This is a genomic window from Danxiaibacter flavus (assembly GCF_041060425.1).
GTDB classification, from domain to species: domain Bacteria; phylum Bacteroidota; class Bacteroidia; order Chitinophagales; family Chitinophagaceae; genus Danxiaibacter; species Danxiaibacter flavus.
Genome location: NZ_JAULBC010000002.1, coordinates 1,052,003 through 1,077,980, shown reverse-complemented (window position 1 = coordinate 1,077,980; position 25,978 = coordinate 1,052,003). Strand labels below are relative to the sequence as shown.

General features: G+C 41.9%; 15 protein-coding genes. 8 read left to right on the top strand and 7 right to left on the bottom strand.

Going from position 1 to position 25,978, the window contains the following annotated elements; genetic code table 11:
• The first annotated feature begins 36 nt into the window (after positions 1-36).
• Positions 37-7,314, top strand: coding sequence for a T9SS outer membrane translocon Sov/SprA (gene sov, locus QTN47_RS09940; protein ID WP_369329206.1), 7,278 nt, complete (start codon positions 37-39; stop codon positions 7,312-7,314).
• A 79-nt stretch (positions 7,315-7,393) separates the two neighbouring features.
• Here sov and QTN47_RS09935 read toward each other — a convergent pair whose 3' ends face one another.
• Complete coding sequence (locus QTN47_RS09935) at positions 7,394-8,470, bottom strand: DUF6688 domain-containing protein (RefSeq protein WP_369329205.1); 1,077 nt, start codon at positions 8,468-8,470, stop codon at positions 7,394-7,396.
• Positions 8,471-8,823: 353 nt separating this feature from the next.
• Complete coding sequence (locus tag QTN47_RS09930) at positions 8,824-9,573, bottom strand: ferritin-like domain-containing protein (protein ID WP_369329204.1); 750 nt, start codon at positions 9,571-9,573, stop codon at positions 8,824-8,826.
• Between the two features lie 517 nt (positions 9,574-10,090).
• Here QTN47_RS09930 and QTN47_RS09925 point away from each other — a divergent pair.
• From QTN47_RS09925 to QTN47_RS09910, 4 genes are all read left to right on the top strand, one after another.
• On the top strand, positions 10,091-10,219 hold the full coding sequence (locus QTN47_RS09925) for a glycoside hydrolase domain-containing protein (protein ID WP_369329203.1): 129 nt from the start codon (positions 10,091-10,093) through the stop codon (positions 10,217-10,219).
• 19 nt (positions 10,220-10,238) lie between these two features.
• Positions 10,239-10,727 (top strand): prolyl-tRNA synthetase associated domain-containing protein, encoded by a 489-nt coding sequence (locus tag QTN47_RS09920; RefSeq protein WP_369329202.1) that lies wholly within the window; start codon positions 10,239-10,241, stop codon positions 10,725-10,727.
• 521 nt (positions 10,728-11,248) lie between these two features.
• A complete protein-coding gene (locus QTN47_RS09915; RefSeq protein ID WP_369329201.1) occupies positions 11,249-11,980 on the top strand; it encodes an MbnP family protein in 732 nt (243 codons plus the stop codon).
• Positions 11,977-13,041: a cytochrome-c peroxidase gene (locus QTN47_RS09910; protein ID WP_369329200.1), complete on the top strand. Its 1,065-nt coding sequence runs from the start codon at positions 11,977-11,979 to the stop codon at positions 13,039-13,041. Before QTN47_RS09915 ends, QTN47_RS09910 begins: the two co-directional genes overlap by 4 nt.
• 1,599 nt (positions 13,042-14,640) lie before the next feature.
• Here the strand turns inward: QTN47_RS09910 and QTN47_RS09905 are convergent.
• The 5 genes from QTN47_RS09905 to QTN47_RS09885 all read right to left on the bottom strand — a co-directional run bounded on the left by QTN47_RS09905 (position 14,641) and on the right by QTN47_RS09885 (position 22,001).
• A complete protein-coding gene (locus tag QTN47_RS09905) occupies positions 14,641-15,399 on the bottom strand; it encodes an SDR family NAD(P)-dependent oxidoreductase (protein WP_369329199.1) in 759 nt (252 codons plus the stop codon).
• A 389-nt stretch (positions 15,400-15,788) separates the two neighbouring features.
• Positions 15,789-18,416, bottom strand: a complete 2,628-nt coding sequence (locus QTN47_RS09900) for a PKD domain-containing protein (protein WP_369329198.1) — start codon at positions 18,414-18,416, stop codon at positions 15,789-15,791.
• A gap of 13 nt (positions 18,417-18,429) precedes the next feature.
• Positions 18,430-19,227, bottom strand: a complete 798-nt coding sequence (locus tag QTN47_RS09895; RefSeq protein WP_369329197.1) for an alpha/beta fold hydrolase — start codon at positions 19,225-19,227, stop codon at positions 18,430-18,432.
• Between the two features lie 89 nt (positions 19,228-19,316).
• A complete protein-coding gene (locus QTN47_RS09890) occupies positions 19,317-20,468 on the bottom strand; it encodes a lipoprotein N-acyltransferase Lnb domain-containing protein (protein ID WP_369329196.1) in 1,152 nt (383 codons plus the stop codon).
• A gap of 357 nt (positions 20,469-20,825) precedes the next feature.
• Complete coding sequence (locus tag QTN47_RS09885) at positions 20,826-22,001, bottom strand: class I SAM-dependent rRNA methyltransferase (protein ID WP_369329195.1); 1,176 nt, start codon at positions 21,999-22,001, stop codon at positions 20,826-20,828.
• A gap of 470 nt (positions 22,002-22,471) precedes the next feature.
• Here QTN47_RS09885 and QTN47_RS09880 point away from each other — a divergent pair, with 470 nt between their 5' ends.
• The 3 genes from QTN47_RS09880 to QTN47_RS09870 all read left to right on the top strand — a co-directional run bounded on the left by QTN47_RS09880 (position 22,472) and on the right by QTN47_RS09870 (position 25,899).
• The gene (locus QTN47_RS09880) at positions 22,472-22,912 is read left to right on the top strand and encodes a hypothetical protein (protein ID WP_369329194.1); all 441 of its coding nucleotides are present in this window, start codon (positions 22,472-22,474) and stop codon (positions 22,910-22,912) included.
• Between the two features lie 82 nt (positions 22,913-22,994).
• Positions 22,995-24,881 carry a family 20 glycosylhydrolase gene (locus tag QTN47_RS09875; protein WP_369329193.1) on the top strand — a complete coding sequence of 629 codons (1,887 nt, stop codon included), beginning with the start codon at positions 22,995-22,997 and terminating at the stop codon, positions 24,879-24,881.
• A gap of 97 nt (positions 24,882-24,978) precedes the next feature.
• Entirely contained in the window at positions 24,979-25,899 is a 921-nt protein-coding gene (locus QTN47_RS09870; protein ID WP_369329192.1) for a TIGR01777 family oxidoreductase, read from the top strand.
• Positions 25,900-25,978: the final 79 nt, after the last annotated feature.

The following is a 25,978-nucleotide window of genomic DNA, read 5'->3' as shown; positions in this document are numbered from 1 at the left end:
CGAAGAGATTTCTACTTAACCAGAGCTACAAATAATTTGACCCGTAAATACCATTTATTTAGCTGTTTATTACTGATAGCCCTATTGGGAATGTCATTTGGTGATGCGTTGGCTCAGAAAACCGACTCGTCCCGAAATGCAGGTAATGATAGCTTACATTACCCCTTAAAAGACAGGCGCGGAGATCCTTTCTCCTGGAAAAACAACAACCCCTTCTACCTAAACGATACATCTTTCATCAAAAAGCAGATCATTTACGATCCTGAAACAAAAGAATATTACATCCTGGAAAAAGTTGGCAACAAATATTACCGCAAACCAACTTACCTGACGTTTGATGAATTGATGAAGATCCAGGGACGGAATGATGAAATAGACTACTTTAATAAACGTGCACAAACCTTAAGTCTGCTAAACCAAAAAACACAAAGACCGAAGTCAAATGTGTACGACAAATTGTTTGACCGCATCTTCGGAACGGGACCCAATGGACTGAAAGTAGATATCAAGCCACAGGGTAACGTGGATATGACGGTGGGCTACCAGGGACAAAATATTAAAAACCCCACACTACCGGAAAGAGCCAGGCGGAACGGAGGATTTGATTTTGACATGAACGCCAATGTGAACGTAATGGGGAGCATTGGTGAAAAGTTGAAGTTGCCCATTAGTTACAACACCCTCGCCAATTTCGATTTCGAAAACCAGATAAAACTCGACTATAAGGGAATGGATGATGAGATCATCAAATCCATAGAAGCTGGTAATATCTCTTTTCAGTCCAAAGGAACATTAATTCCCAGTACGCAAAGTCTGTTCGGTATAAAAACGCAATTGCAGTTTGGTAAGTTGACTGTTACCGCCGCAATCGCTAACCAAAGAGCTCAGCGGCAGTCAATAAACCTGCAAGGTGGCGGTGTAACACAGCAGATCAATAAAAAGCTGGATGATTACGATGAGAACAGGCACTTCCTGGTTGCACAGTACTTCCGCAATAACTATAATAAAACGATGGCCAAGCTGCCCGTAGTGAACAGCCAGGTGCAGATACTTAGAATGGAAGTATGGGTTACCAATCGTACAGGTGCAACCACGGATACACGTAATATAGTTGGTTTGATGGATTTGGGTGAAAATGCACCCTACAATAACAACATCCATTCCTTAACAACCAATCCATTACCGCAGAATGGCGCGAATGACTTGTATGGAGCATTAACTTCAAATCCCAGTTACAGAAATCCTTCACTGGTTAACTCCATCCTTGTTTCAAAGGGATTGAAGCCTGTGGATGATTATGAAAAAACACTCGCCCGCAAGCTAAACAGCAATGAATATACGTTCAACCCTCAGGCAGGGTTCGTTTCGTTAAATATCCAGTTGCAGTCAGATGAAGTGTTGGGTGTTGCCTACCAGTATACCTACAACGGAAGAGTATTCCAGGTAGGTGAGTTTTCCCAGGATGTTACAGTTGATTCTACGCAAGGGGTTCAAAAAGTGCTTTTCCTAAAATTATTGAAAGCAACTTCACAAAGGGTAACGTTGCCGATCTGGCGATTGATGATGAAGAATGTTTACTCTCTTGATGTAACCGGGTTAACTCAGCAGGATTTCAAACTAAACATATTATACCAGGAGCCAAGTGGCGGTTTAAAAAGGTACCTGCCCGAGGCTGCACCGGATGCACTTGGAAAACCGCTTTTATCCTTATTGAATCTTGACCGGTTAAATAACCGCAATGACCCATTACCAGATGGGCAGTACGACTTTGTGGAAGGCTTTACCGTGTTATCGCAACAGGGTAAGATCATCTTCCCCGTGTTGGAACCGTTTGGGCGCGATCTTGATTCACTCGCCTTTAGCGGTCAATCGCAGGATCTTAAAAACAAATACGTCTACTATTATCTCTATGACTCCATAAAAGCTATCGCACAAACCTATGCCAACCTTAACCGCTTTGTGGCACAGGGAACGGCAAAGGGTAGTTCCACTTCTGATATTTACTTAGGTGCATTTAATATTCCCCCCGGATCGGTGATTGTTACTGCAGGCGGGCAGACATTGCGCGAGAACGTGGACTATATGATCGACTACAACCTGGGTACATTGAAAGTGTTGAATGCGGCCATCATTAATTCAGGTGTACCTGTGCAGGTACAGTTTGAAAACAATGCTGGTTTTGGTATGCAGCAACGAAGCTTCCTTGGGTTAAGACTTGATTACAAAGTAAACAAAAAGCTTTCGTTGGGTGGTACCATTGTAAGATTAAGTGAACGGCCATATTTCACCAAGATGAACTATGGTGAAGATCCGATCAGGAATACCATGTTCGGTCTTGATTTCAACTACCGTTCAGAATGGCCGGGTTTAACACGTTTCTTAAATAAGCTGCCTAACTATTCCTCCACAACCATGAGTAATATTAATGCTTATGGTGAATTTGCTGCATTAAAGCCGGGGCACCCGCCGCAGATTGGAACTGGTGAAAATGGGTTGATTTATATTGATGACTTTGAAGGGACAAGAAGCAGCGTGGATATGCGTTTTCCATTTATTTCATGGACGCTGGCGTCTACACCAGCGGGAAACGGATTGTTCCCCGAAGCTACATTGGCTGATTCGGTTGATTATGGAAAGCATCGTGCGAAACTGGCATGGTATAATATTGAACCAACGCTGCAGGATAAGGCAAGTAATGATAACCCGCTGAAAAATAATACAACCGAATTAAGTGATCCACGTGTGCGGGCAGTCTACACAAATGAATTATTCCCTCAGAAAACTACTAATATTACAGACGTTCAAACTGCAACGTTTGATCTGTCCTATTATCCAAAGGAAAAAGGTCCTTACAACTTCGAAGCACGGGGATCTGAAATAGATGCTAACGGACATATAAGAAAGCCAAAAGACTATTTTGGTGGTATTATGAGAAGCATTGATCAGACGGATTTTGAAACCGGTAACGTCGAGTTCATAGAATTTTGGGTGCAAGATCCATTTATTAAAACTCCAACAAGTTCTGGGGGTAAGTTGTATCTTAACTTAGGAAATGTGAGTGAAGATGTTTTGAAAGATGGCAAACGTTTTTACGAAAATGGATTGAATACGCCAACTCAGCCTGCAGCAATAGACAGTCAAAGTACTTGGGGTAGAACTCCGGTGAATCCTATCCAGGTTACCCAGGCTTTTAGCAACGATCCAAATGACAGGCAATATCAGGATCTTGGCTTTGATGGTTTAAATAATACGGACGAAATCCGCAAGCGTGGCTCTTATCTCACGCAACTTGCCAATACTTTTGGGCAGGGTTCACCAATTTATCAAACGGCATCTCACGATCCTTCTGCGGATGACTACATTTGGTATCGTGATTCTCGTTGGACTAATCAAACAGGAATTCTTACCCGTTATAAACAGTACAATAATCCCCAGGGTAACTCACCCGTGGTTACAGATAACTCATCAAAGTTTGCACCTGCCGCAACAATGTATCCGGACAATGAAGATTTGAATAGAGACAATACACTGAACGAAACAGAAGAATATTATGAGTATGAAATAGACTTGAAACCAGGGATGGACGTGGGCCTCACAAAATATATTACGGATAAAAGAGTTGTTACTCCTAAACTTGCCAACGGAGAATCACATCCTGAAAACTGGTATTTGTTTCGTGTTCCAATTAAAGAATTTACCAACAAGATTGGCAACATTCCCGATTTCAAATCCATACGTTTTATGCGTATGTACCTAACCGGCTTCGAAGACTCCGTAACGATGCGTTTTGCAACACTTGACCTGGTGCGTAATCAGTGGAGAAATTTCACCTTCCAGCTGGATACCATCGGCGCATACAAACCGCTTCCTGCCAACTCTCCAACAACCTTTGATGTACTGGCAGTTAACCTGGAAGAGAATAGCAGCCGTCAGCCGATTCCGTACAAAATTCCTCCGGGAATTGAACGTGTTCAAATGCTGAGTAACAATGGAGTAAACTTGCTCCAGAATGAACAATCCATGAGCTTGCGCGCGCTCAATCTTGCCAAGAACGATTCACGCGCGGTATTTAAAACGATGAACCTGGATATGCGCCAGTATGGAAGACTGTCTATGTTCATTCACGCGGAATCAGTCTTGAATCAGCCTTCTATTAAAGATGGAGATGTTACTGCCATCATAAGAATTGGACAGGACTTCCTCAGTAACTACTACGAAATAAAAATACCGCTGAAGATAACGCTGCCGGGAACCAACCCAACTGCGGAACAAATATGGCCGGCAGATAATAACCTTGATTTTGACCTGAACGAACTGGTGCAGATGAAATTGCGACGAAATTCGAGCGGTGCACCTCTTAATACTATTTATCGGGAAACAGTTGGTAATAAAGTCTTTTCGGTGTTTGGTAACCCCAACCTTGGAGAAGTGCAGGGAATGATCATTGCTGTAGAAAACACAGCAATTGGTTCTACGGCGCCGGTAAGTACTGAAGTGTGGGTAAACGAGTTGCGCTTGTCCAAACTTTCGGAAAGTGGTGGTGTTGCTGCGGTTGGAAGGATGGATGTTCAACTGGCCGATCTGGGTACGTTGTCGGTATCTGGCAACATGTACACGGCGGGATTTGGAACATTAGAACAAAGGGTAAACGAAAGGGCACGTAACAGTATGTTGCAATACGATGCCGCGTTGAATATTGATGCAGGAAAGTTATTCCCGAAAAGTATTGGAGCAACAATACCCATTTATGCCGGCATTAACCGTACCGTACTCACGCCAAAGTATGATCCTTACGACCAGGATGTGCTTTATAAATACAAGTTGAATAGTGCGACAAGTAAAAGTGCCAGGGATTCAATTAAGAAGGCAGCACTGGATCAGCTGACGATCAAAACGATCAACTTTACAAATGTCAGGTTCGGTCAGAATAACATGAAGAAGCGGTTGTGGAGCATCAGCAATTTTGACTTTAGTTATTCATTCACCAGTACCGAGCAAACCAATCCTTTAATAACACAGAACCTGATCATTAAACAACGGTTTGGATTGGGATATACATTTAGCGGCGAGGCGAAATACTGGGAGCCATTTAAGAAAATGATCCGAAACAAAAGCCACTGGCTTGATTTTGCCAGGGATTTCAACTTGAATCCTGTGCCGTCATTAATAGGCTTCCGTGTAGATATTAACCGGCAGTTCGGACAATATGTTCCGCGTATAGTAAATACCTACGACAATAAAGTTGACAAGGTAGATACGACTTACGACAAGTATTTTACGTTTGATCGCTACTATAATCTCAGGTGGGATTTAACACGTTCGCTGAATATTGATTTTAGCGCTACCAATTTTGCACGTGTTGATGAGCCTGCAGGCAGAATAAACACGAAAGAAAAGAAAGACTCCATGTGGAGTAATTTCTGGAGTGGAGGTAGAAATACGTTGTATCAACAAAAAGGTACGTTGAGTTACAACATACCATTAAACAAAATACCGGCGACAGATTGGATCACTGCCCGTTATAGTTATTCAACTAATTATAACTGGATAGGAGCGAGCCTGCTGGCACTGAACCTGGGGAATGCAATAGAAAATGGTCAACAGAACAACCTTACAGCCGAATTTGATTTTTCGCGTTTATATGCAAAATCAAAATGGCTCAATGCTGTGAGCCAGCCACCACCGCCTCCGCAACCGGCTAATCCTGATTTGAAGAATCCCAATAATGCAACAACCAATTGGTGGGATACCATACCAACACGTGCACAAGTTGTTAAAGATTTGAAAGGAAAAGAAAAAAAACAGGCATTACGTAAATGGCGGCAGCTAAAGCGCGATGGAAGAAAAGCTAAGCGGGATGCGAAACAAGTACAACCTGAACAGATGAGTGGACTTGAAAGAACTGCAGGAAAACTGGCTACAATGATCAAACGTGTATCTGCTAACTACTCTGAAAACTATTCAAGCCGCGTTCCGGGTTATATGGATAGTAGCCGCGTGCTTGGTCAGAACTGGAATTCGATGCAGCCTGGTCTTGCGTACGTCTTCGGTAAGCAGCCGGATACGACCTGGTTAAACAAAAAAGCAGCCGAAGGAGTGATAACAAAAGACTCTACATTTAACCTGTTGTATCAGCAGAACTTTGAACAGAAGCTGAGTATTTCTGCGCAGATTGAACCGGTCAGAGATCTGATCATTGATATCAATATCGACAAGGCATTTACAAAAGACTACTCAGAACTTTATAAGGATACTACCGGTTCCGGCAATCACTTTGGTCACTTATCTCCATATGCGATGGGAGGATTCAGTGTCTCTTATATAAGTTACCAGACGTTGTTCCGCAAGTACAAGCCAACAGAGATCTCAGGCACATTCATGGAGTTCCAGAACAACCGTATCATCGTCTCTAAACGGGTAGCTGCGTTGAACCCTTATTGGGACAAAACGTATACGACAGATGGATTTGCAAATGGTTATGGACGTTACTCACAGGATGTATTGATACCGGCATTCTTAGCTGCTTACACCGGAAAAGATCCGAATACGATCCCATTGGTTAAGCAGTCTAATCCAAACATAAAAAGTAATCCGTTTAGCGGTATTAATCCACTGCCAAACTGGAGATTGACTTATACTGGATTAGCCAGAATACCGTCGCTGGCCAATACATTCAGCAGTATCAGCATAACACACGGTTACAATGGAACGCTGAGTATGAACAGTTTTACCAGCGCGCTAAACTTCCAGGATCCATATCACTATGGTGCGCCGAAGTTTATTGACACGGTATCAGGCAACTTCGTACCATTCTTCCTGTTGCCAAACCTGACCATAAGTGAGCGCTTTGAACCGTTGATTGGAATTGATCTTACAACGGTCAACCAGATGAACATCCGCTTCGAGTTTAAGAAGAGCAGGCAGTTAAGTTTGAGCCTGATTGACTATCAACTGAGTGAAGTAAGAAGTACTGAATGGAGCTTTGGTGGAAGTTATCGCGCGAAAGGTTTTGAGCTGCCGTTCAAGATTCCGTTTACAAAGAGCAAGACTGTTCAGAATGATATGAACTTCAGGTTAGATCTTGGTCTGAGGGATGATACACAAAGCAACAGCCGCCTTGACCAGGCCAATGCATATAGCACGGGTGGGCAAAAAGTGATCAACATAGAACCATCTGTAGATTACGTTTTAAACAACAGGATCAATGTGAAGTTGTTCTTTAGTCAACAAAGAATAATTCCATACATATCTACATCTGCGCCGATTACAAATACAAAGGCGGGGTTGCAGATAAGGGTTTCACTTGCACCATAGAACAAGATCTTTTATTAAAGAAAAGGACCGGGTCGCTTTTGATCCAGCCCTTTTTTGTGCTTCAGGAGATAGTCAAGCTCTACAAATATTGTTTGCTGATCTTTTTTTCCGGGCTTATGCAGCAGGTATAAAGTACAAGCAGAAATAAGTATTCAAGTGGTTTCATCAATAGATATGTCAAATTTGATCTGAAGGGTGTTGTAATATTTTTTGAAAGGGGGTATCCGTAGCGGTCATAAAGCGTACGGATAATTTTATGAAAAGCTGGAAAATGATCCTGTATAAGTTCTTCAAATGCATTTGCTATTTGTAACTGCCTGTTTACAATAATTTCATTTCCATGCCTTTTTCCTAATCGAAGTGGCTTTACCAATTGCGGACTTCCACATGCGGCAACGGTGCATAGATAATGCCCCTGATGATCAAGAAATGGTGGATGCGTTTTTTGCGAAAAATGCCAGGTAGTCGTTTCTGTAAACACTTTTGCGATGGCGTGCGTATCCTGTCCAAAAACGGTGATGATGCATATTACAATAATACAAAGTGGCCCAGTTAACACCAATACCCAAATGGGCTGCAGCGATGCCTTTACCATAAATTGGTTGAGTGTATTGTAATAGTCGTTTTTAAAAGTCCTGACGTTGCTAAGAGAACTTTCCTTTTTGATGGTTCTTATTGCAATCGTCAAGGACATCAGTGCATTAATGAGTGGCAGGGGGATGAACAAACAGCCGGCTGTTGTGTCTTCTGCATTGTGTGAAACCTGAACCAAAACAAAAATATTCAAAAAAATGCCGGTTAAGAGAAAGCAAAGAGCAATCACTTTTATTAAAGGCGATAGGCGATCATATTTGAGCCATAGTAACATTTGCGAGACAAAAGCAAGAATATAAAATACTAGTAATGTAGGAAAATGTTCCCAGGCAAAAGGAGTATAACCTTCGTAAACAATATCAATTTGTTTGGTGAAATTGGCTCTGTGGTAATCCATTTCTGCCATGAAGAGTAACAACGAAATAAGATGGCCAACAGCAAATGTATATTCACAGATGATAGTACCTGGTGTTTGAGTGGGTCTTACCAGTTTGAATATGCGGTATCCAATGTATAAAAGTATAATGCAAAAAACAGAAACAGATAGCGCTCCTATTAACATTTTGATTTAAGGTTTGTAGGTGAATGAAACGGTCTGTAATAAAATAAATTATGCAATCATGATGCTGTCGGTATTCCTACCACACCGCTTAATTGCATACTGTATCCCGAAATTCGATTAAGTGTTTGATTATGATGTCAAACATTTACTATTCTCTTCGAAAATGCCTATATGTTGTTGGTACGCGGCGCACAAGGCCATCCTGCATACCAACAACGGCTGTCCTTACCAATCCTGATCAGCAGGTGGTGAGCGGTTGATTCCTTCTCTGGTATTCCCGGGTTGTTGCCGTTGTTCGGTGTATAAAAAGAGCTTTGCGTATGGCACTTGTTACAGCAAATTTGGTGATAACATCATGTGGTCGTTACGCTTGTTACTCTGCTTTCCTGCATACTGTATCCCGAAATTCGATTCAGTGTTTTCATGTATTTAATTCCCATCTTTTTCCGGTATTTGCTGAAGTTGTTTCCACCCGCCTGGAATATTTTTTTATGTGCGAACCAAACGACAAGCGATGTCGTGAAAAAGAATAATTTATAAATATGATGACAGATCAGTTTTTCAAAATTGTTTTTTGCAGAGAAAATAACTTGCATTCGTTGCGTCTGGAAATCGATATGATAAGCTTCATCTATCAGGATATCGGTAGCAATCTGTTTTAGCAATGCGCAGTTTGTTGCATCTTTGAGCGATTGATAAAAAATTTGAGCAGTGCTTTCTACCACAATCACAGTGAGCGTCCATATTTCCATGCTCGTGTTAAAGTACCTGATCTTTCTGAATAAGTAGTCACCCCAATTATATGTAATTCTTTTTTGTCCTATTTCATCAAGATAGCGACCCAGGCTATTCCCGTGCTTTTGTTCTTCTTTGATAAACAGCTTAACAGCTTCCACATAATCGGAATCATTTATCTTTTTTGAATAAAGGGTTGCAGCCCGCAACAGGTTTTTTCCGTCGGATGTTTCGCCCAGCTGCCACGCCTGTAATGAAGAAAGAATAACACATACTTCCTTCTCAGAGATGGTTGGTTTTATTTCCCAGTTAACCCTGTAGCATTTTGCATTCGCGGCAAAATGATCGATCCATTGTTTGCTTGTCATAGTTATAAATTTTGTTTTAAAAAGTACTTTGTATTTCAAAGTAAAAACAAAAATTGAAATTTGAAAAAAATAAATCCGTGGTGTTTCAATAATTGGATTTAATTAACAAATTTGGGTCTCCAAAAGCATTGCCCGGCTGGAAATGGTTAACGGAAGCTGCTCGAAATTGGATCTTTGATCCGCTGTTTTGTCTCGCAGGGAGGGCGGATTTAATTACGAACACGTCAATGCCGGGCGGTCCCTTCCGTCGCGCCAATGGTAGATCTTGGATAGTGTTATTGCCAGATCGCAATCCTTTTAGGACAATCAGAACATATTCTCTGTGTAACTCGCTGTCTTCTCAGTGAGCTTCTGTGTAACTATATTTAATTATTCAAAGAAGAGTTGCACCGAGATATGCCATCTTCATTTAGCTGAAATTGATCAATGTGTTCACCTGTTTTTGATGAATTCACGTTAAAATTGCCCGCTAATAAAAGCTTCCGCATCATAACGCACCCGGAGCGATAACGAAGCGATGTACATCGCTTCAGCGACATTGAACGGTAAGTCTTATACAAAATCGTATATTTCCTATGACGATATTATGCAAGGCGGCGAATTTCATTTGTACCTGCAAAAGAAGCCTGCATCATTCATAAAATAGCGTATCAAAAAAGCATATTATGGAGCCTAAACAAAAAGCGTTGGATACATTGGATCGTTTGGGAGTTACATACGAAGTCACGGAGCACGATCCGGTTTACACAATTGAAGACATGGATAAGTTGGAGATCACCGGTCTCGGAGATGTTTGTAAAAACCTGTTTCTGCGTGATGATAAAGGAAGACGGCATTTTCTTGTAGTACTGGACAAAGGCAAATCTGCCGATATTAAAAGTATTCAGCAACAAATAGATTGTACACGGTTAAGCTTTGCATCCGATGAAAGACTCGATAAATATTTGAAACTGAAAAGAGGAGAAGTATCGCCGCTCGGAATTATAAACGATGTAGAAAAAAAAGTGGAAGTAGTACTGGATAAAGACATTGTAGGAAGAGATCGGCTGGGCTTTCATCCCAACGTAAACACGGCAACTGTTTGGATCTCTTTTGATGATCTCCGGAAAGTGATTGAGGCAAATGGTAATTCTATAAAATATGTTACTGTTTAATAGAAGAATGTATGGGAAATTTGAGATTTGATATTTGAAATTTCAAATTTTATGTCGGTTCCAAATTTTTACTGATATTTTATTCCGGGAAATGAGCGCGTCAGAATCTTGTTTAAACTGGTTTTGGCAGCGAATCTCAAATCTCAAATCTTCAAATCCCAACTATGGAATGAAGGTAAGACTGCAGAGCAGTTTTAAATGGCCGATGGTGCAAAGTCACGGAAAAATGTTTTACATGCTTATTTTTGTGTCTACTCAGTGCTCTGGGTGGCCTTTTTTTACACGGAGAAACGGCCGGAGATGCCACAGCGTTTCACAGAGCTTTGCGGCGAGATCCTGGCTTATCAGTAAAAGTAATTGCAACACGATGATCAATGCTATAGGAGAGTCCGCACCGCATCGTCACCCCGACGGTAGGAGAGGTCTCCCGAATATCAATCTGATCGTGATAATTAATGGGTATCTGAGAATGACAACACTTAACTAAAAGACATTGTATTTGCAATGATTAATCTTTACGAATGGGAATAATGATATACACACGAAAAATGATTGCTCTCGTTATGGCCTGTATCGGTGTCATGCAGTTGTGCGCTCAACAAAAACTAAATCTTCAGTTCGTAAACATGGTGGGCGAAAGCAAACTTAATATTGGCGATTCCTATAAGACTTCCTTTGATGAACCCTTCACAGTTAGGCGCTTTAAATACTACATCTCCAACATTCAGCTGCAGGACGATCATCAGCAATGGCACAAAGTTTCTTCCGAATGTTTTTTGGTTGATGCTGAGGACCCTGCATCGCAAGCAATTACAGTTAATCACGGTTTAAAGAATATCAAAAGCATTAAATTTTTATTGGGTGTTGATAGCATAAAAAATGTTTCAGGTGTGCAAACAGGTACGCTGGATCCTGCCAGGGGAATGTTCTGGACATGGAACAGTGGCTATATCGTCGCAAAGCTTGAAGGAAAATCTTCCGTTTCAAAAGCCCTGGGAAGATATATGACTTATGATGTTGGCGGATATAAGCCCGGAGAAAATGCGTCCCGCTGGATTGTTCTACCTTTAACACCAGCTACAAAAAATAAGCCTTTACAGGCGATCAGTATTAAAGCTGATGTACTTGCATGGTTTAAAGGAGAAAATAAAATTTTGATAGCTGAGAATGCCGTTTGTCATGAACCCGGCATCCTTGCGATGAAACTGGCAGATAATTATTCGCACATGTTCTCCATTCTGCAGAAACAATGAGGATTGCCTGCATTACCATATTGCTTACCGTGCTTGTATGCATAGCAACGTCTTTTGTTGAGAAAAAGCAAGCGCCTGCAACAACTTCACTTGCGTTTGTTGTTCCGGAAGGATGGCCGCAACCTGTGTACGATTTTTCACAAAATCCACTTACAAAAGAAGGGTTTGAACTGGGACGAAAATTGTTTTATGACGGACGGCTAAGTGTCGATGGAAATTTCCCCTGTTCAAGTTGTCATCAGCAATTTGCTGCCTTCGCAACATATGATCACAATCTGAGCCATGGCGTCAATAATTCATTAACAACACGCAATGCACCCGGACTTTTCAACCTTGCCTGGCAAAAAGAGTTTATGCATGATGGTGGGATCAATCACCTGGATCTTCAGCCGTTAGCGCCAATTACTGCGACAAACGAAATGGGGGAGACGCTCAATAACGTATTGGCAAAACTACGGGCCGATACAACCTACCGTAAAATGTTTAAAGCTGCATTTGGAGATGAGGACATCAATACACAAAAGATGTCCAAAGCGCTGAGCCAGTTTCTGCTGATGATGGTAAGTTCAAACAGTAAGTATGATAAAGTAAGGCGCGGAGAAGTGAGCTTTAACCTGCCGGAGAGATTGGGTTATGATCTTTTTAAAAAGAAATGCGCATCCTGTCATACCGAGCCTTTATTTTCTGACTATACATACCGGAACATCGGGGTTGATCTTGATAGTTTTATTAATGATGTCGGCCGCATGCGTATTACCCGTCTGTCTGCCGATTCATTAAAGTTTAAAGTGCCCAGCTTGCGCAATGTGATGGTTACAGCTCCCTATTTGCATGATGGCCGTTTTTACAGCACGTACGAAGTTTTTAACCACTACAGGTCGTCCGTTGTAAAAATGAAAAATACAGACAGTCTTGTCCGTAATGGCATTCCATTATCCAACTTTGAAATAGGACAGATCACAGCTTTTCTTTACACATTAACCGACAGCAGTTTTCTTCACGATCCAAGATTTGGCCCGCCCCAGGACGCGGTGGTTCCTCCGGTAATGCATGTGCATTGAGTTGTCAGCTATCAGCAAGTGTATTCACAATTCCAGCATTGCCTTATATTTTGGGTTGAAATGATCTTGTCTGCATCTGTTAATGTCCTACGGACAAGATAATCCGGGTGTGTTTTTTCTCTATTGAGCTTAATGCCCTTCGGGCAAGAGTACAAAGCTTTGGTTGAGTTGTCAGCTATTAGCTATCAGCAAGTTTATTCACAATTCCAGCATTGCCTTATATTTTGAGTTGAAATGATCTTGTCTGCATCTGTTAATGTCCTACGGACAAGATAATCCAAGTGTGTTTTTTCTCTATTGAGCTTAATGCCCTACGGGCAAGAATACAAAGCTTTGGTTTGAGCTGTCAGCTTAGCTATTAGCTATCAGCAGGTGTATCCACAATTCCAGCATTGCCTTATATTTTGGGTTGAAATGATCTTGTCTGCATCTGTTAATGTCCTACGGACAAGATAATCCAAGTGTGTTTTTTCTCTATTGAGCTTAATGCCCTACGGGCAAGAATACAAAGCTTTGGTTTGAGCTGTCAGCTTTGGTTTGAGCTGTCAGCTTAGCTATTAGCTATCAGCAGGTGTATCCACAATTCCAGCATTGCCTTATATTTTGGGTTGAAATGATCTTGTCTGTATTTGTTAATGTCCTACGGACAAGATAATCCGGGTGTGTTTTTTCTCTATTGAGCTTAATGCCCTACGGGCAAGAATACAAAGCTTTGGTTGAGCTGTCAGCTATTAGCTATCAGCTATCAGCAAGTGTATTCACAATTCCAGCATTGCCTTATATTTTGAGTTGAAATGATCTTGTCTGCATCTGTTAATTCCTACGGACAAGATAATCCAAGTGTGTTTTTTCTCTATTGAGCTTAATGCCCTACGGGCAAGAGTACAAAGCTTTGTTTGAGCTGTCAGCTATTAGCTATCAGCTATCAGCAGGTGTATTCACAATTCCAGCATTGCCTTATATTTTGAGTTGAAATGATCTTGTCTGCATCTGTTAATGTCCTACGGACAAGATAATCCAAGTGTGTTTTTTCTCTATTGAGCTTAATGCCCTACGGGCAAGAATACAAAGCTTTGATTTGAGCTGTCGGCTTAGCTATCAGCTATCAGCAAGTGTATTCACAATTCCAGCATTGCCTTATATTTTGGGTTGAAATGATCTTGTCTGTATCTGTTAATGTCCTACGGACAAGATAATCCGGGTGTGTTTTTTCTCTATTGAGCTTAATGCCCTACGGGCAAGAATACAAAGCTTTGGTTGAGCTGTTGGCTTAGCTATCAGCTATCAGCAAGTTTATTCACAATTCCAGCATTGCCTTATATTTTGAGTTGAATGATCTTGTCTGTATCTGTTAATGTCCTACGGACAAGACGTGCTTTATTATATGTTTTTCTACTGAGCTTAATGCCCTACGGGCAAGAGTACAATGCTTATGGTTACGCCTCACCCTTCGCTTAGATAAACGTACAACGTATAACGTACGACTTATAACTTTCTTCAAGCTTTCAGCTTCTTCCATCCGCTTAGATAAACGTACCACGTATAACGTACAACTTAAAACTTTCGATCAGCTGGTTCTAAGCTTTAGGCTTTAAGCTTTCAGCTTTTATGTGTGTAAAACGAATTTGCCTGTGCCGTACACGTGATCACCAGGTCATTAATGCATACATGTTCGGGAAGATTGGCGCAATAAAAAACAGTGTCCGCAATGTCTTCAGCATGAAGTGGTTCATAGCCTTCATACACTGCATCGGCTTTCTGCTGATCGCCTTTAAAACGGACAGTGGAGAATTCAGTTTCTGCGGCTCCGGGGTGAATTGCAGTAACTTTTATTTTGTATGGAAGCAGGTCCATTCTCTGGGCTTTGCTAATAGCATCAACAGCATGTTTGCTGGCGCAGTAGGCATTGCCGTTTAAGTACACTTCCTTTCCGGCCGTTGAGCCAATGTTAATGATATGTCCCTTTTTTCTTGAGACCATGCCAGGCAGCACTGCTTTAGACATGTATAGCAGTCCCTTCACATTCGTATCTATCATTGTATCCCAATCATCCAGTGATGCTTCATCAAAACTGTCGCGCCCCAGTGCAAGTCCGGCGTTGTTAACCAGCACATCAATAATGCTCCATTCCACGGGAAGATTTTTCATCTCGGCAAAAACCTGTGCTTTATCCTGGACATCAAAAACAAGTCCGCGTACTTCCGTTTTATACGAAGCTGCAAGCTCGTCTGCAAGTGCTTCCAGTTTATCTTTTCTCCGGCCTGTAATAATGCAGCGCCAGCCTGCTGCTGCAAATTTTGTTGCAATTGCTTTTCCAAATCCGGAAGTTGCTCCTGTAACCAATATCGTTTTACTCATAAGTAATGTATTCTTTTTTATAGATGCCTGGGAATTGCCAATCAACGTCGTATCCTTAAGAATAATTGGAATTTATCAAGTACGATTTACGAAGCCCGCCCGCGCCGAATGCGCATTCGGACGGGTACGAAGTACCTGATTTTAGGCTTGCTTTGTTTTTTGTGTCCGCTTAAGAAAATGACATTGAATTGCCAACAGTAATTGCAAAACAAAAGATAAAGCCCCAAATCTTCAACAGATAAATCTTCATCCACTGTCTTCCATTTCATCCTCTTTTATTATCCCCACTAACCACCATTCAACCTCCAAATATAAATCTTCCCATATTCTCCCCTCTTACTATCTTACACGTCTTACATGTCTTACTATCTTACTATCTTACTCTCTTACTATCTTATTAGTACCACTGTTCCTTTCTTATCAATTACTTTTCCCTGGTAATCTACTCCCTGCGCCATAAACACATAAGTTCCCGCAGGTTGTTCCTGGCTGCCGAATGATCCATCCCATCCTGCACCTTGTTCTGTGGTACTGAACAGCAGTTGTCCCCACCGGTTATAGATTCTAAAGTAATTGAAACGTTGCATGCCCGCTAACACAGGCCGTAATATATCATTCCGGCCATCGCCGTTTGGAGTGAATGCGGTTGGGATAAAAATATCAGGTGCGGTTTTAAAGATGGTGACTTTTATGTCATCTTCTGCAAAACATCCCGGAGGTTCAATACTCACTCTCACCCGGTATCTGATGCTGTCATAAGAAGCACCTAAAGTTACTACCGGGTTGGGGATTAGTGGGTTATTCATTCCGATGGATGGTGACCAATAATAGGTGTTACCGCCGGTGGCATTCAGTTGTAGAGGTTGTCCTGCCACAATGTTCGTATCGCGGCCGGCATTGGCTCTCACCTGCGGAATAACATTTATAATCATTGTATCAGACACCGGTTTCGGGCACCCCGCATTATCTGTTACGGTAAGTATGAATGATGTAGTGCCTGTTGGCGCAGCCTGAGGATTCAACGACCTCGGATTCAGGAGCAGATTCGGAGGATTCCATGAAAAATAAGCACCAGTGACTGTACCATGTAAAGTTGCCGAAGTTCCGAAACAGATGCTCGTGTCCAGCCCGGCATAAGCCTTTGGATAAGGAGCCGTTCTTACAACAATCTGATCATCTGCAAAACATTTGCCTACACTTGCATGCAACTGGTAGGTGGTGGAGGTGCTGACAGGAACAGCGAACGGGTTTGCTATGTCCGGGTCACTAACCGCATGTAAAGGTGCCCAGTTAAAATAAAGTGCATTTGTTGCCGGATTAAAATGAATTGTGTCTGTAGCGCAAATGGTTGTATCCGGACCTAAATTAAGCAACACTTTATCTATCACCCTTACTAAAACCGAATCATCTCCCTTACAGCCATTTTCAGTAAGAGAGGCCACAAACCAGGTGTCTTTTTTAGGGAATACAAGCGGCGTATAACTATCCGGATTTAAAATAACGTTGGAGGCAGAAGGCTGCCAGGAAATAGCCGCGGTTGTATTGGCTATCAATTGCAACGTATCTATGTTACAGATAAGCGTATCTCTGAATGCGAAGTAACCATCAGGCCTGTCCCGCACAACCACAGCTTTTGTAATTGTTTTTTCGCACCCTTTGCTCGTTCTTGCGGTAAATGTAACTGTACGGGTTGATGTATCCGGGTACAGGTATGCAGGATTTTTCAGGTGAGAAGTATCATTGGTTGCCACAAGGTCGCCAAAATCCCAGTCCCAGCTATTTACTGTGCCATATCTGGTGACGGATGCATCACTAAAATAAAATGGCGACTGATAGCACGAACCCCTGAACGTGAAATTCGGCGTAAAACCAGGGTATACATACACGTTGGTAACCCCTGAGTCAACGCAGCCGTTTTTGCCGTAGACGATTAATTTTACTGCATAGATGCCAGTGTCTTTGAATGTATGTGTGGGAGTGGGGTTTGTTGAAGTGTCACTTGTAGTGTTTTTATCGCCAAAATCCCATAGATAACCCAGAATGCTGGAGGAAAGAGAGCCGTTTTCAAAAGAAGCTGTGAAGGAGTCGCAGGACATTATTTTTTCCGGCAGCATTGCCGCAGCAAAATCGCAGTTGCCCACTTTCAGGATGAAGTCCTTATGATGAACGTTTATCGCCACGCCATTTCTCCACTCGGTTACACAAACGTTAACCACATAACCGCCCGCGACTGCTGGTGCTTTACCGCTTATTTTTCCTGTGCGCGGATCTATTTTAACGAGGCTTCCAAGCGGGCTTGTTCCGCTGAAACCTGATGTATACCGTATTTGTGTAAGAGATAGTATCGCGGTGGGGGCAGGATTAGGATCCCTGTCATTACCGCCTGTATAGGCCGTGCAAAAGGCGTAGCTGAGAGAATCGCTATCCGGATCTTTCGCGCTAAAATCAAGATTGAAGTTGTTATCCCGGCATACCAAAACAGTATCCTTCATCACAAATTCGGGACTGCTGTTATGTTGTCCCTGGGGAAGCATTTTGGTTCCGGGAATAGATGTAATAAATATCGCTCCGGACGGATTTGCGATGTTTACTGAATTTTGGCGACTGTATCTGATCCAGGACAATATATAGCCTTCTGGTATGTCCGGAAGCGTGATATCTGCAGAGAAAATTCCAACCTGGTAGCAGACGTCCACAGGTGTGCTAAGACACGGAATGGTGTTTGAATTGGCTCTTATGGAAGAAATATTTCCCTGGCGGGGAAGATATACGGGGGTAGCCGCCTCGCTCATTGTCTCTCCATTGTATATGCCAATCGTTACCGATTCGGTTTCAAGGGTTTGACCGGTGGATGAACATTCCCTGAAAAGCCGCATTGTTACTTTATATAAGCTGTTTCCTGGTGTTGCTCCGGGGCCCATATATTCATAGAACAGCTCGCCTCCGGCTATATGTGTGGCAAAAGCGTTGGTTAACAGAAAACAGCAAAATAACAATAACAATAAATTCCTGATCATTTCAACATCTGGATTATATTCCTGCAATAAAGTCCAGGAGATATGAATTTACAAGATCGGTTGCCTCCCACATTCCCATGTGGCCGGTATTTTCAAGAATATGGATGTGAGATCGCTTTGGCAAATGCACTTGCTGTAGCACGTCCTGAATGGGAGCTGCAACGTCATCCCTTCCTAAGATAAACAAAACAGGTGTTTTGCTGCCTGACAAAACATGCGTTCTGTCGGGTCTGTTCATCATTGCGGCATAATATTGTTGTAACGCCTCCGGCGCGAAATTATTGCCGCTTTCGCCTAGTGTTTTAACGTCGTCAGGATGTTCTGCTTTGTATTTATTTGAGAAAAGATTGGGTGTAGTGTTCTTTACAAAAGGATATGAACCGTATTGTCCAATCATTTCAATACCTTTTTTCCGCACATTTTTCTTCTCTTCACTATCCGCGAATGCAGTGGAATGCACCAGGCCAAAACCAGAAAGCACTTCCGGGTACTTTTCTGCAAAAGCCAGTGTTATATAGCCGCCGAGACTATGCCCCAGCAAAATACAATTATCTGCCTTTTCATGTTGCAAGATGGCATAGACACTGTCAGCGTAGTCCTCAATACCAATATTATCACCCTCAAGCATCCCCGACTCTCCGGACCCGGGAAGATCTATGGCAATAACCTTACAGTGTTCTTTTAGAAAAGCGATCTGTTTATCCCAAATATGAGCGTCTTCCGCAAATCCATGCAACAAAACAACATTTTTGCCTTTGCCTTCCGTAATATAATGAAAGCTGGCAGCTCCGTACTGAAAATATTTCTCCATAAGAAATGTATTATCATCTCAGGGCAGTTAGCAGAAGTTCAGGATAATTATCCTTCCGCCGGAAATTTACAATACGGCATTTGCTACCGTCAGTTAGACGCCAGTTTTGAACATCGTAAGGCAAGAAACAGTACAATTGGAATAAGAGCAATGTTTATTTGCTGGGGAATCCAGAACCAGCTTAAAAGGAATAATCCGTAAATCAATGCAACAATAAAAAAATATTTTCTAACCCACAACGGTCTTTTCCAGATAAAGAATGCCACAATGAAGTTGGTTGGCAAAGCCCATAAAAGATTAAAATTATTTCTGCATTCAGTATGATCTGTTCCAAACCACATGAAGATCAGGAAGATGCCCAGGATACCCGTGAGATATAAAAAGAATGAGTCAAAAAACTTAGTAATAACAACAGCCCATCTTTTATGTAACAATGAAATGATGAACAGCAATACACAACAAATGCTAAAAATCATTAATGGGGCGTATTTCCATGTTTTGATGTCCGGCGGGTTGGCTGAGTAGATCATTTTGGCAGGCGAAATCTCTTCGGTCTGAGAATAATTGCTCATATCAAGCCCCTGCATAACATAGTCGGGAAGGAACATTGCGGTGTAATTTGAAACAGGCTTGTCCAGCTTACTTCCCAATAAAATATCAATTCCAAGCTTGCTCCACGGTTTGGCACCTTCATCCAGATATTCATGGAGAAGATTTCTATAGGTGATACCGCGATCAGTCAACGAGTCGATTACTTTGAGATCCTTTAAGTTATTGAATAACAGGTCACGAATTCGGGTAGTGCAGTTGTCAGCAAGGATGTCATACTTGTAATAACGGTTGCCATCTGCAAGATTGTTTTGGAGGGCGCGGATTAATGCATGTTTTTTTCCTTCGCTTATGGTCAGCTCCTGTTCCCAAATGCTGCGTTTCTCTTCTTTATAGACTTCTAGAAAACTCTCGAAGGGTTCAACAGAAAGAAAATAGTCAAGCTTTCCGCGGACGAATTTTGAATAAAAGTCAGGATCACTGAAATCAAAAGTGCCCCAATTAAACACAAGATCTTTGTGATAAGTGCTATCAATAAACCTGATGGCACTATGACCAAAAGTGGAGTATAATTCATTGCCCGGTTCGAGGGTTAATACACTTAATCTAACGTGTGTGCTATCTCCCTGGGAAAAAACGCTTTGGGTAAAGAGAAGAAATAAGGCTACCAAAAGCGATGTCAGTTGTTTCATTTTGTCTACAGCTTCTTTAACTGCACCAAAAGTAAGGGAAAGCTGTCAGCTTTGAGCAATCAGCTTTAAGCTTTAAGCTTAAGGCATGAGGGCTGAGGCATGAGGCTGAAGGCATGAGGCTGAAGGTCTGAGGGGAGAGGAGTGAGGTTTCAGGCGTTGGGTTGTAAGGCTGGAATAAAAAAGATTACGGAGACATCACTTTTTCGGACGAGTTCAAAAAAAGGCCGCGGCTTTAAACCGGGCCTTACAAAAAAATATCAGTAATATGATTGATCCTAATCTAACCTAAACCTCAAACCTTAAACTTCAAGCCTCAAACCTCAACCCTTACGCCTTACGCCTTACGCCTTTCACCTTCTACCTATCCCTCACCTCCACAATCAAAAACTTCAAATAATTCGTATTCTCCATTCCCCAAACTATCGGATGATCGCTGGCCTGAGCCTGGAACGTTACCTGGCGCAGTTTTTTGCGTGCGTCTTTGGCCGCCATTTCTATGGTTTGAAGGAATAATTCCGGCTGTACAAGGTTGGTGCAGCTGCTTGTTACCAGGTAGCCGCCATTTTTAATCAGCTTCATACCGCGGAGGTTGATCTCTTTATAACCAGTGATGGCTTTTTGAATATTTTCCCTGCTTTTCGTAAACGCCGGAGGATCAAGCATTACTACATCATATTGACGGCCTTCCTTTGCCCAGACTTTCAACACATCAAAAGCATTTACAGCCTCAAACTTAACAATATGGTCAAGTTTGTTTAACTGAGCGTTGCGAGTCGCCTGCGCCACTGCATTTTCACTAATGTCCAGCCCCAAAACGCTTTTAGCGCCATAATGTGCCGCGTGAATCTCAAACGTGCCTGTGTAAGTAAAGGCTCCCAGAACGTCAGCACCTTTTACAATATGCTGAATGGCGCGACGGTTATCCTGTTGATCAAGAAAATAGCCGGTTTTCTGGCCGTTTTCGATATCTACATGGAATTCTAAGCCATTTTCGTTAATGACAATGTTTGTATCGAATGGATCGCTTAAAAAGCCTTTTTGTTGCGACAAACCTTCCAATTCACGAACGGGTACGTCATTGCGCTCGTAAATGCCTTTGGGATTGAAAATAGACTGAAGGGCTTTTACAATAGCTGGCTTCCATTTGTCCATTCCGAGCGAAAGTGTCTGAATAACAAAGTAATCGTTGAATTTATCAATGATCAAAGCAGGCATTTCGTCGGCTTCTCCAAAAATCAGACGGCAGTTTTCTGTATACCCAATATGTTTTCTGTAATTCCAGGCATCAGCTATTCTTTGATGGAAGAAATTATCGTCTACCTGCTCTTTTTTACGGGTCAATAACCTGACAATGATTTGGGATTTGGGATTAATGTAGCCCCTTCCCACAAACTTTTCATCATGAAAAAAAACATCTACAGTATCTCCGCTCGTAACCGGTCCATCTATTCTATCTACTTCATTAGCAAAGATCCACGGGTGGCCATTGGCAATGCGGTGAGCAATTTTTTTCTTTAAAAACACTTTCGTCATGCCGCAAAAGTAAGGAAAAGCGAGAGGTGCGAGGTATCAGGTTTCAGGTATCAGCATATGTACGATGTACGGTGTAAGATGTACGATGTGCAGTCCGCACATCAAATAAACGTCAGATGCAAGACGTATAGGTTAAAATGGCGGGAGTCTCATTTGCACATTCGCCCATCCGCACATTCGCACATCTGCACATTCGCACATTCGCCCATTTTCAATTCTCCCTTTTCAATTTTCAATTGTTCTGTTCGCTACAGAACAACTTTTGTATCGATACCGTACACAGCCTGCCTTTCAGGAAATTTTGAGCTGTTTTGGAAGAATGCCATTTGTCGTTTTTTTTGAACCGGTCATCGGTATAAGTAGCCATTTGTCATGCAAAAGACCTTTTGGTGCCAAATGGGGCTGCCCTTTTGATTTATTCATGCCAGAAGAGCAATTCAAAAAATTCTAAAAAATTAAAATACTGTTTTATGAAAAAGATTATCCTTTTAACTTCTGTAATCGCAGTTCTTGCCGCAGTCGTTTTCAATCGTAAAATTAAAGAGGTGGTAAACCCCGAAAAACCGGTTTCAAAAGATATCAGTTTCGCTGTTTATGCCGGCGGTAATTATTCAGCCAGCGTGTATGATGCATCAAAAGCTCAATTGCACGTAACCATTTCTAAAATGAAAGGTCACAGGGAAAGCATTTTGTGGCAGAAAAATTTTGACGCTATGGAGTTGAAAAATATACCTGCAGAATGTAATGCAATTTCCCAGGTGGTACATATCAATAACCTGTTTGAAAAGAAAGAAGAATTGATAGTTACCTATACACTTACCTACGATTCAAGAGGAAGCATATTGCAACGTTACAGCGGCGAAGTTATAGCCAAAGGCAACCATGCCAACAAGCTGCTGATAGGTATATAATGCAGGGTTAAGCGCTGTTGGAATTGAGTTGGCGCGTTGACGCGAATCAGCTACATTCGCAATAGTGCTTAATCTCCTCTGTATGAAGAAAATATCGCTTTTTTGCTGCCTGGTTTTAATGACTGTCGTTATCACGAATGCAAAAGAAAAAATCAACATAATACCACGGCCCGTTAGTGTAACAGAAAAAGATGGTTCTTTAACATTAAATAGCAAAACAAACGTTTACGTTGCAGGTGATAAGGACCTGATCAGTACTGTTCAGTTTTTCACAAAGAAGATTCAAAGCGCAACGGGAATTGATCTCAAAATAAAAAACGTTGTGCCGAAAACCCTCCCAGCTTCAAGTATAGTAGTTCAAATTGCGAAGACATACGATAAAACGCTCCAGGAAGAAGGCTACTCACTAAAGGTTTCTCCGCTTAAGATTGAAATAACTGCAAACAAGCCACAAGGTATTTTTTACGGAATGCAATCCCTGCTGCAATTAATGCCTGCGGATGTTGAAAGTATTGAATTGAAAAGTCTTTCACAGGTTTCTGTTCCCTGTGTTGATATTACCGATTATCCAAGATTTGGATGGCGTGGAATGATGCTGGACGTAAGCAGGCATTTTTTCACTAAAAAAGAAGTAAAACAATATATTGATGAAATGGTGAAGTATAAATACAATACACTTCACTTACACCTTACCGATGACAATGGCTGGCGCGTTGAAATAAAAAGTATCCCTGGGCTTACCCAAAAGGGAGCATGGCGCGTTCCGCGTTACGGCAGATGGGGAAAGTTTGAAAGCCCGCAGCCAGATGAAAAAACAACTTATGGTGGCTTTTACACACAGGATGATATCCGCGAACTGATACATTATGCCGCCGACCGTTATGTAACGGTATTACCGGAGGTAGATATTCCCGCACACAGTCTTGCAATGATTTCTGCATTTCCCGGTCTTTCCTGCACTCAATTACAATATCCTGTTAACCCGGGAAGCGAGTTTTACAAAAAAGAAGATAATGCTTTATGCATAGGCAACGATTCTGTATTTCTTATGCTGGATAAGATATTTACGGAATTGGCACAACTTTTTCCGCATCCTTATATGCATGTAGGAGGCGATGAGGCTTATAAGGGCTTCTGGGAAAAATGCCCAAAATGCCAGAAAAGAATGGCGGATGAGCATTTAAAAAATGTGGACGAACTACAGAGTTACTTTATCAAGCGAATGGAAAATATGTTGTTGGCTAAAAATAAAAAGCTGATCGGCTGGGATGAAATATTGGAAGGAGGTCTTGCTCCCGAAGCTACTGTTATGAGCTGGCGCGGAATGAAAGGCGGTATTGAAGCTGCAAAAATGAATCATCACGTAGTTATGACACCTTATGACCACTGTTACATAGATCTGTACCAGGGAGAACCTACAAACGAGCCGGCTACTTATAGCATGTGCCGTTTATCTGACTCATATAACTGGGATCCGGTTCCGGACGGTGTTGATGAAAAATTTATTCTGGGCGGACAGGCAAATCTGTGGACAGAATCTGTTCCTAATTTTCGCCACGCCCAATATATGACCTGGCCAAGAAGTCTTGCACTGGCTGAAGTATATTGGAGTCCAAAAAATCAAAAAGACTGGAATAATTTTGTGGACAGGATGGAAACGCAATTGCCAAGATTGGATAAATCCGGCACCAAATACGCAACAAGTTTCTATAATGCCATAGTGAAGCCGGTAAAAGCTGACAACACAGAATCGCTTGCCGTAACACTGAGCAGTGAATTAGGCGGAACTGAGATATATTACACTTTTGATGGCACAGACCCGGACAACCACTCTCCAAAATACAAAGGAGAACCGATTGGTTTTTGGAAGGGTGCCGATGAAATAAGAGTAATAGTATATAAGAATAATCAGCCAGTAGGAAAACAGGTTAATTTAAAACTGGATGAATTAAAGAAGCGATTAAAATAACAGGTGTAATTTTTTCAGCATTACACCTGTTTGAAACATTTTACTTAAAAACTTCGTATCCGGAAAGCTGTTTCTTTAAACAAAACAATATCAGCAAATGCCCACAGTACTAATAACAGGAGGAACGGGAACAATCGGCAGCCAGCTAACGCACTTGTTGTTGCAGAAAGGATATAATGTAACGATACTGACAAGAAAAGTAAAAACGCATCAAACGCCACATGTACACTTTGCTGAATGGGATGTTACCAAAGGGACAATAGATATAAAAGCTGTTCAGGCCGCAGATTACATAATTCACCTTGCCGGTGCAGGAATTGCTGATAAGCGGTGGACCGGGAGCAGGAAGAGAGAAATAGTTGAAAGCCGCGTTAAAAGCAGCGCTCTGCTCGTAAAAGCTTTGCAGGAAAATCAGCATAATATAAAAGCTGTGATAAGCGCATCAGCAATTGGTTATTATGGAGTAGACACCACAGCAAGCAAACAAAACGGTTTTCGTGAAGATGATCCGCCGAGCAATGATTTTCTTGGAAGCACTTGCCAGCAGTGGGAAGCAAGCATACAGCCGGTAGAAAAGCTTGGCGTCAGATTGGTTAAGTTACGGACAGGCATTGCGCTAAGTACCAGGGGCGGTGCTCTTTTAGCCTTTTTAAAACCACTTAATCTTGGTCTCGCAACCATCCTGGGCAGTGGTGATCAAATGATGAGTTGGATCCATATAGATGACTTATGCAGGATGTATTTGTATGCGCTTGAAAATGAAAGTTTGAAAGGTGTTTACAATGCATCCGCCGCAGAAGTTGTAACCGACAAAAAGTTTGTACTTGCTCTTGCCAAAGAAACACGCGCGAATGCATATATACCAGTTCACGTGCCGGGCTTTGTGCTAAAGCTGGTTCTCGGCGAAATGAGCCAGGAAGTGCTGAAAAGTACAACGATAAATAATGCAGCGATAAAAGCAACGGGTTTTCAGTTTTTATACCCTTCGCTTGAGGCAGCGCTGCAAAACCTTAAGTAATGGAAAATTGAAAATTGACAATTGAAAATGTGGGCAGATGTGCAAATGTGTGAATGTGCAAATATGCGAATGTGCAGAT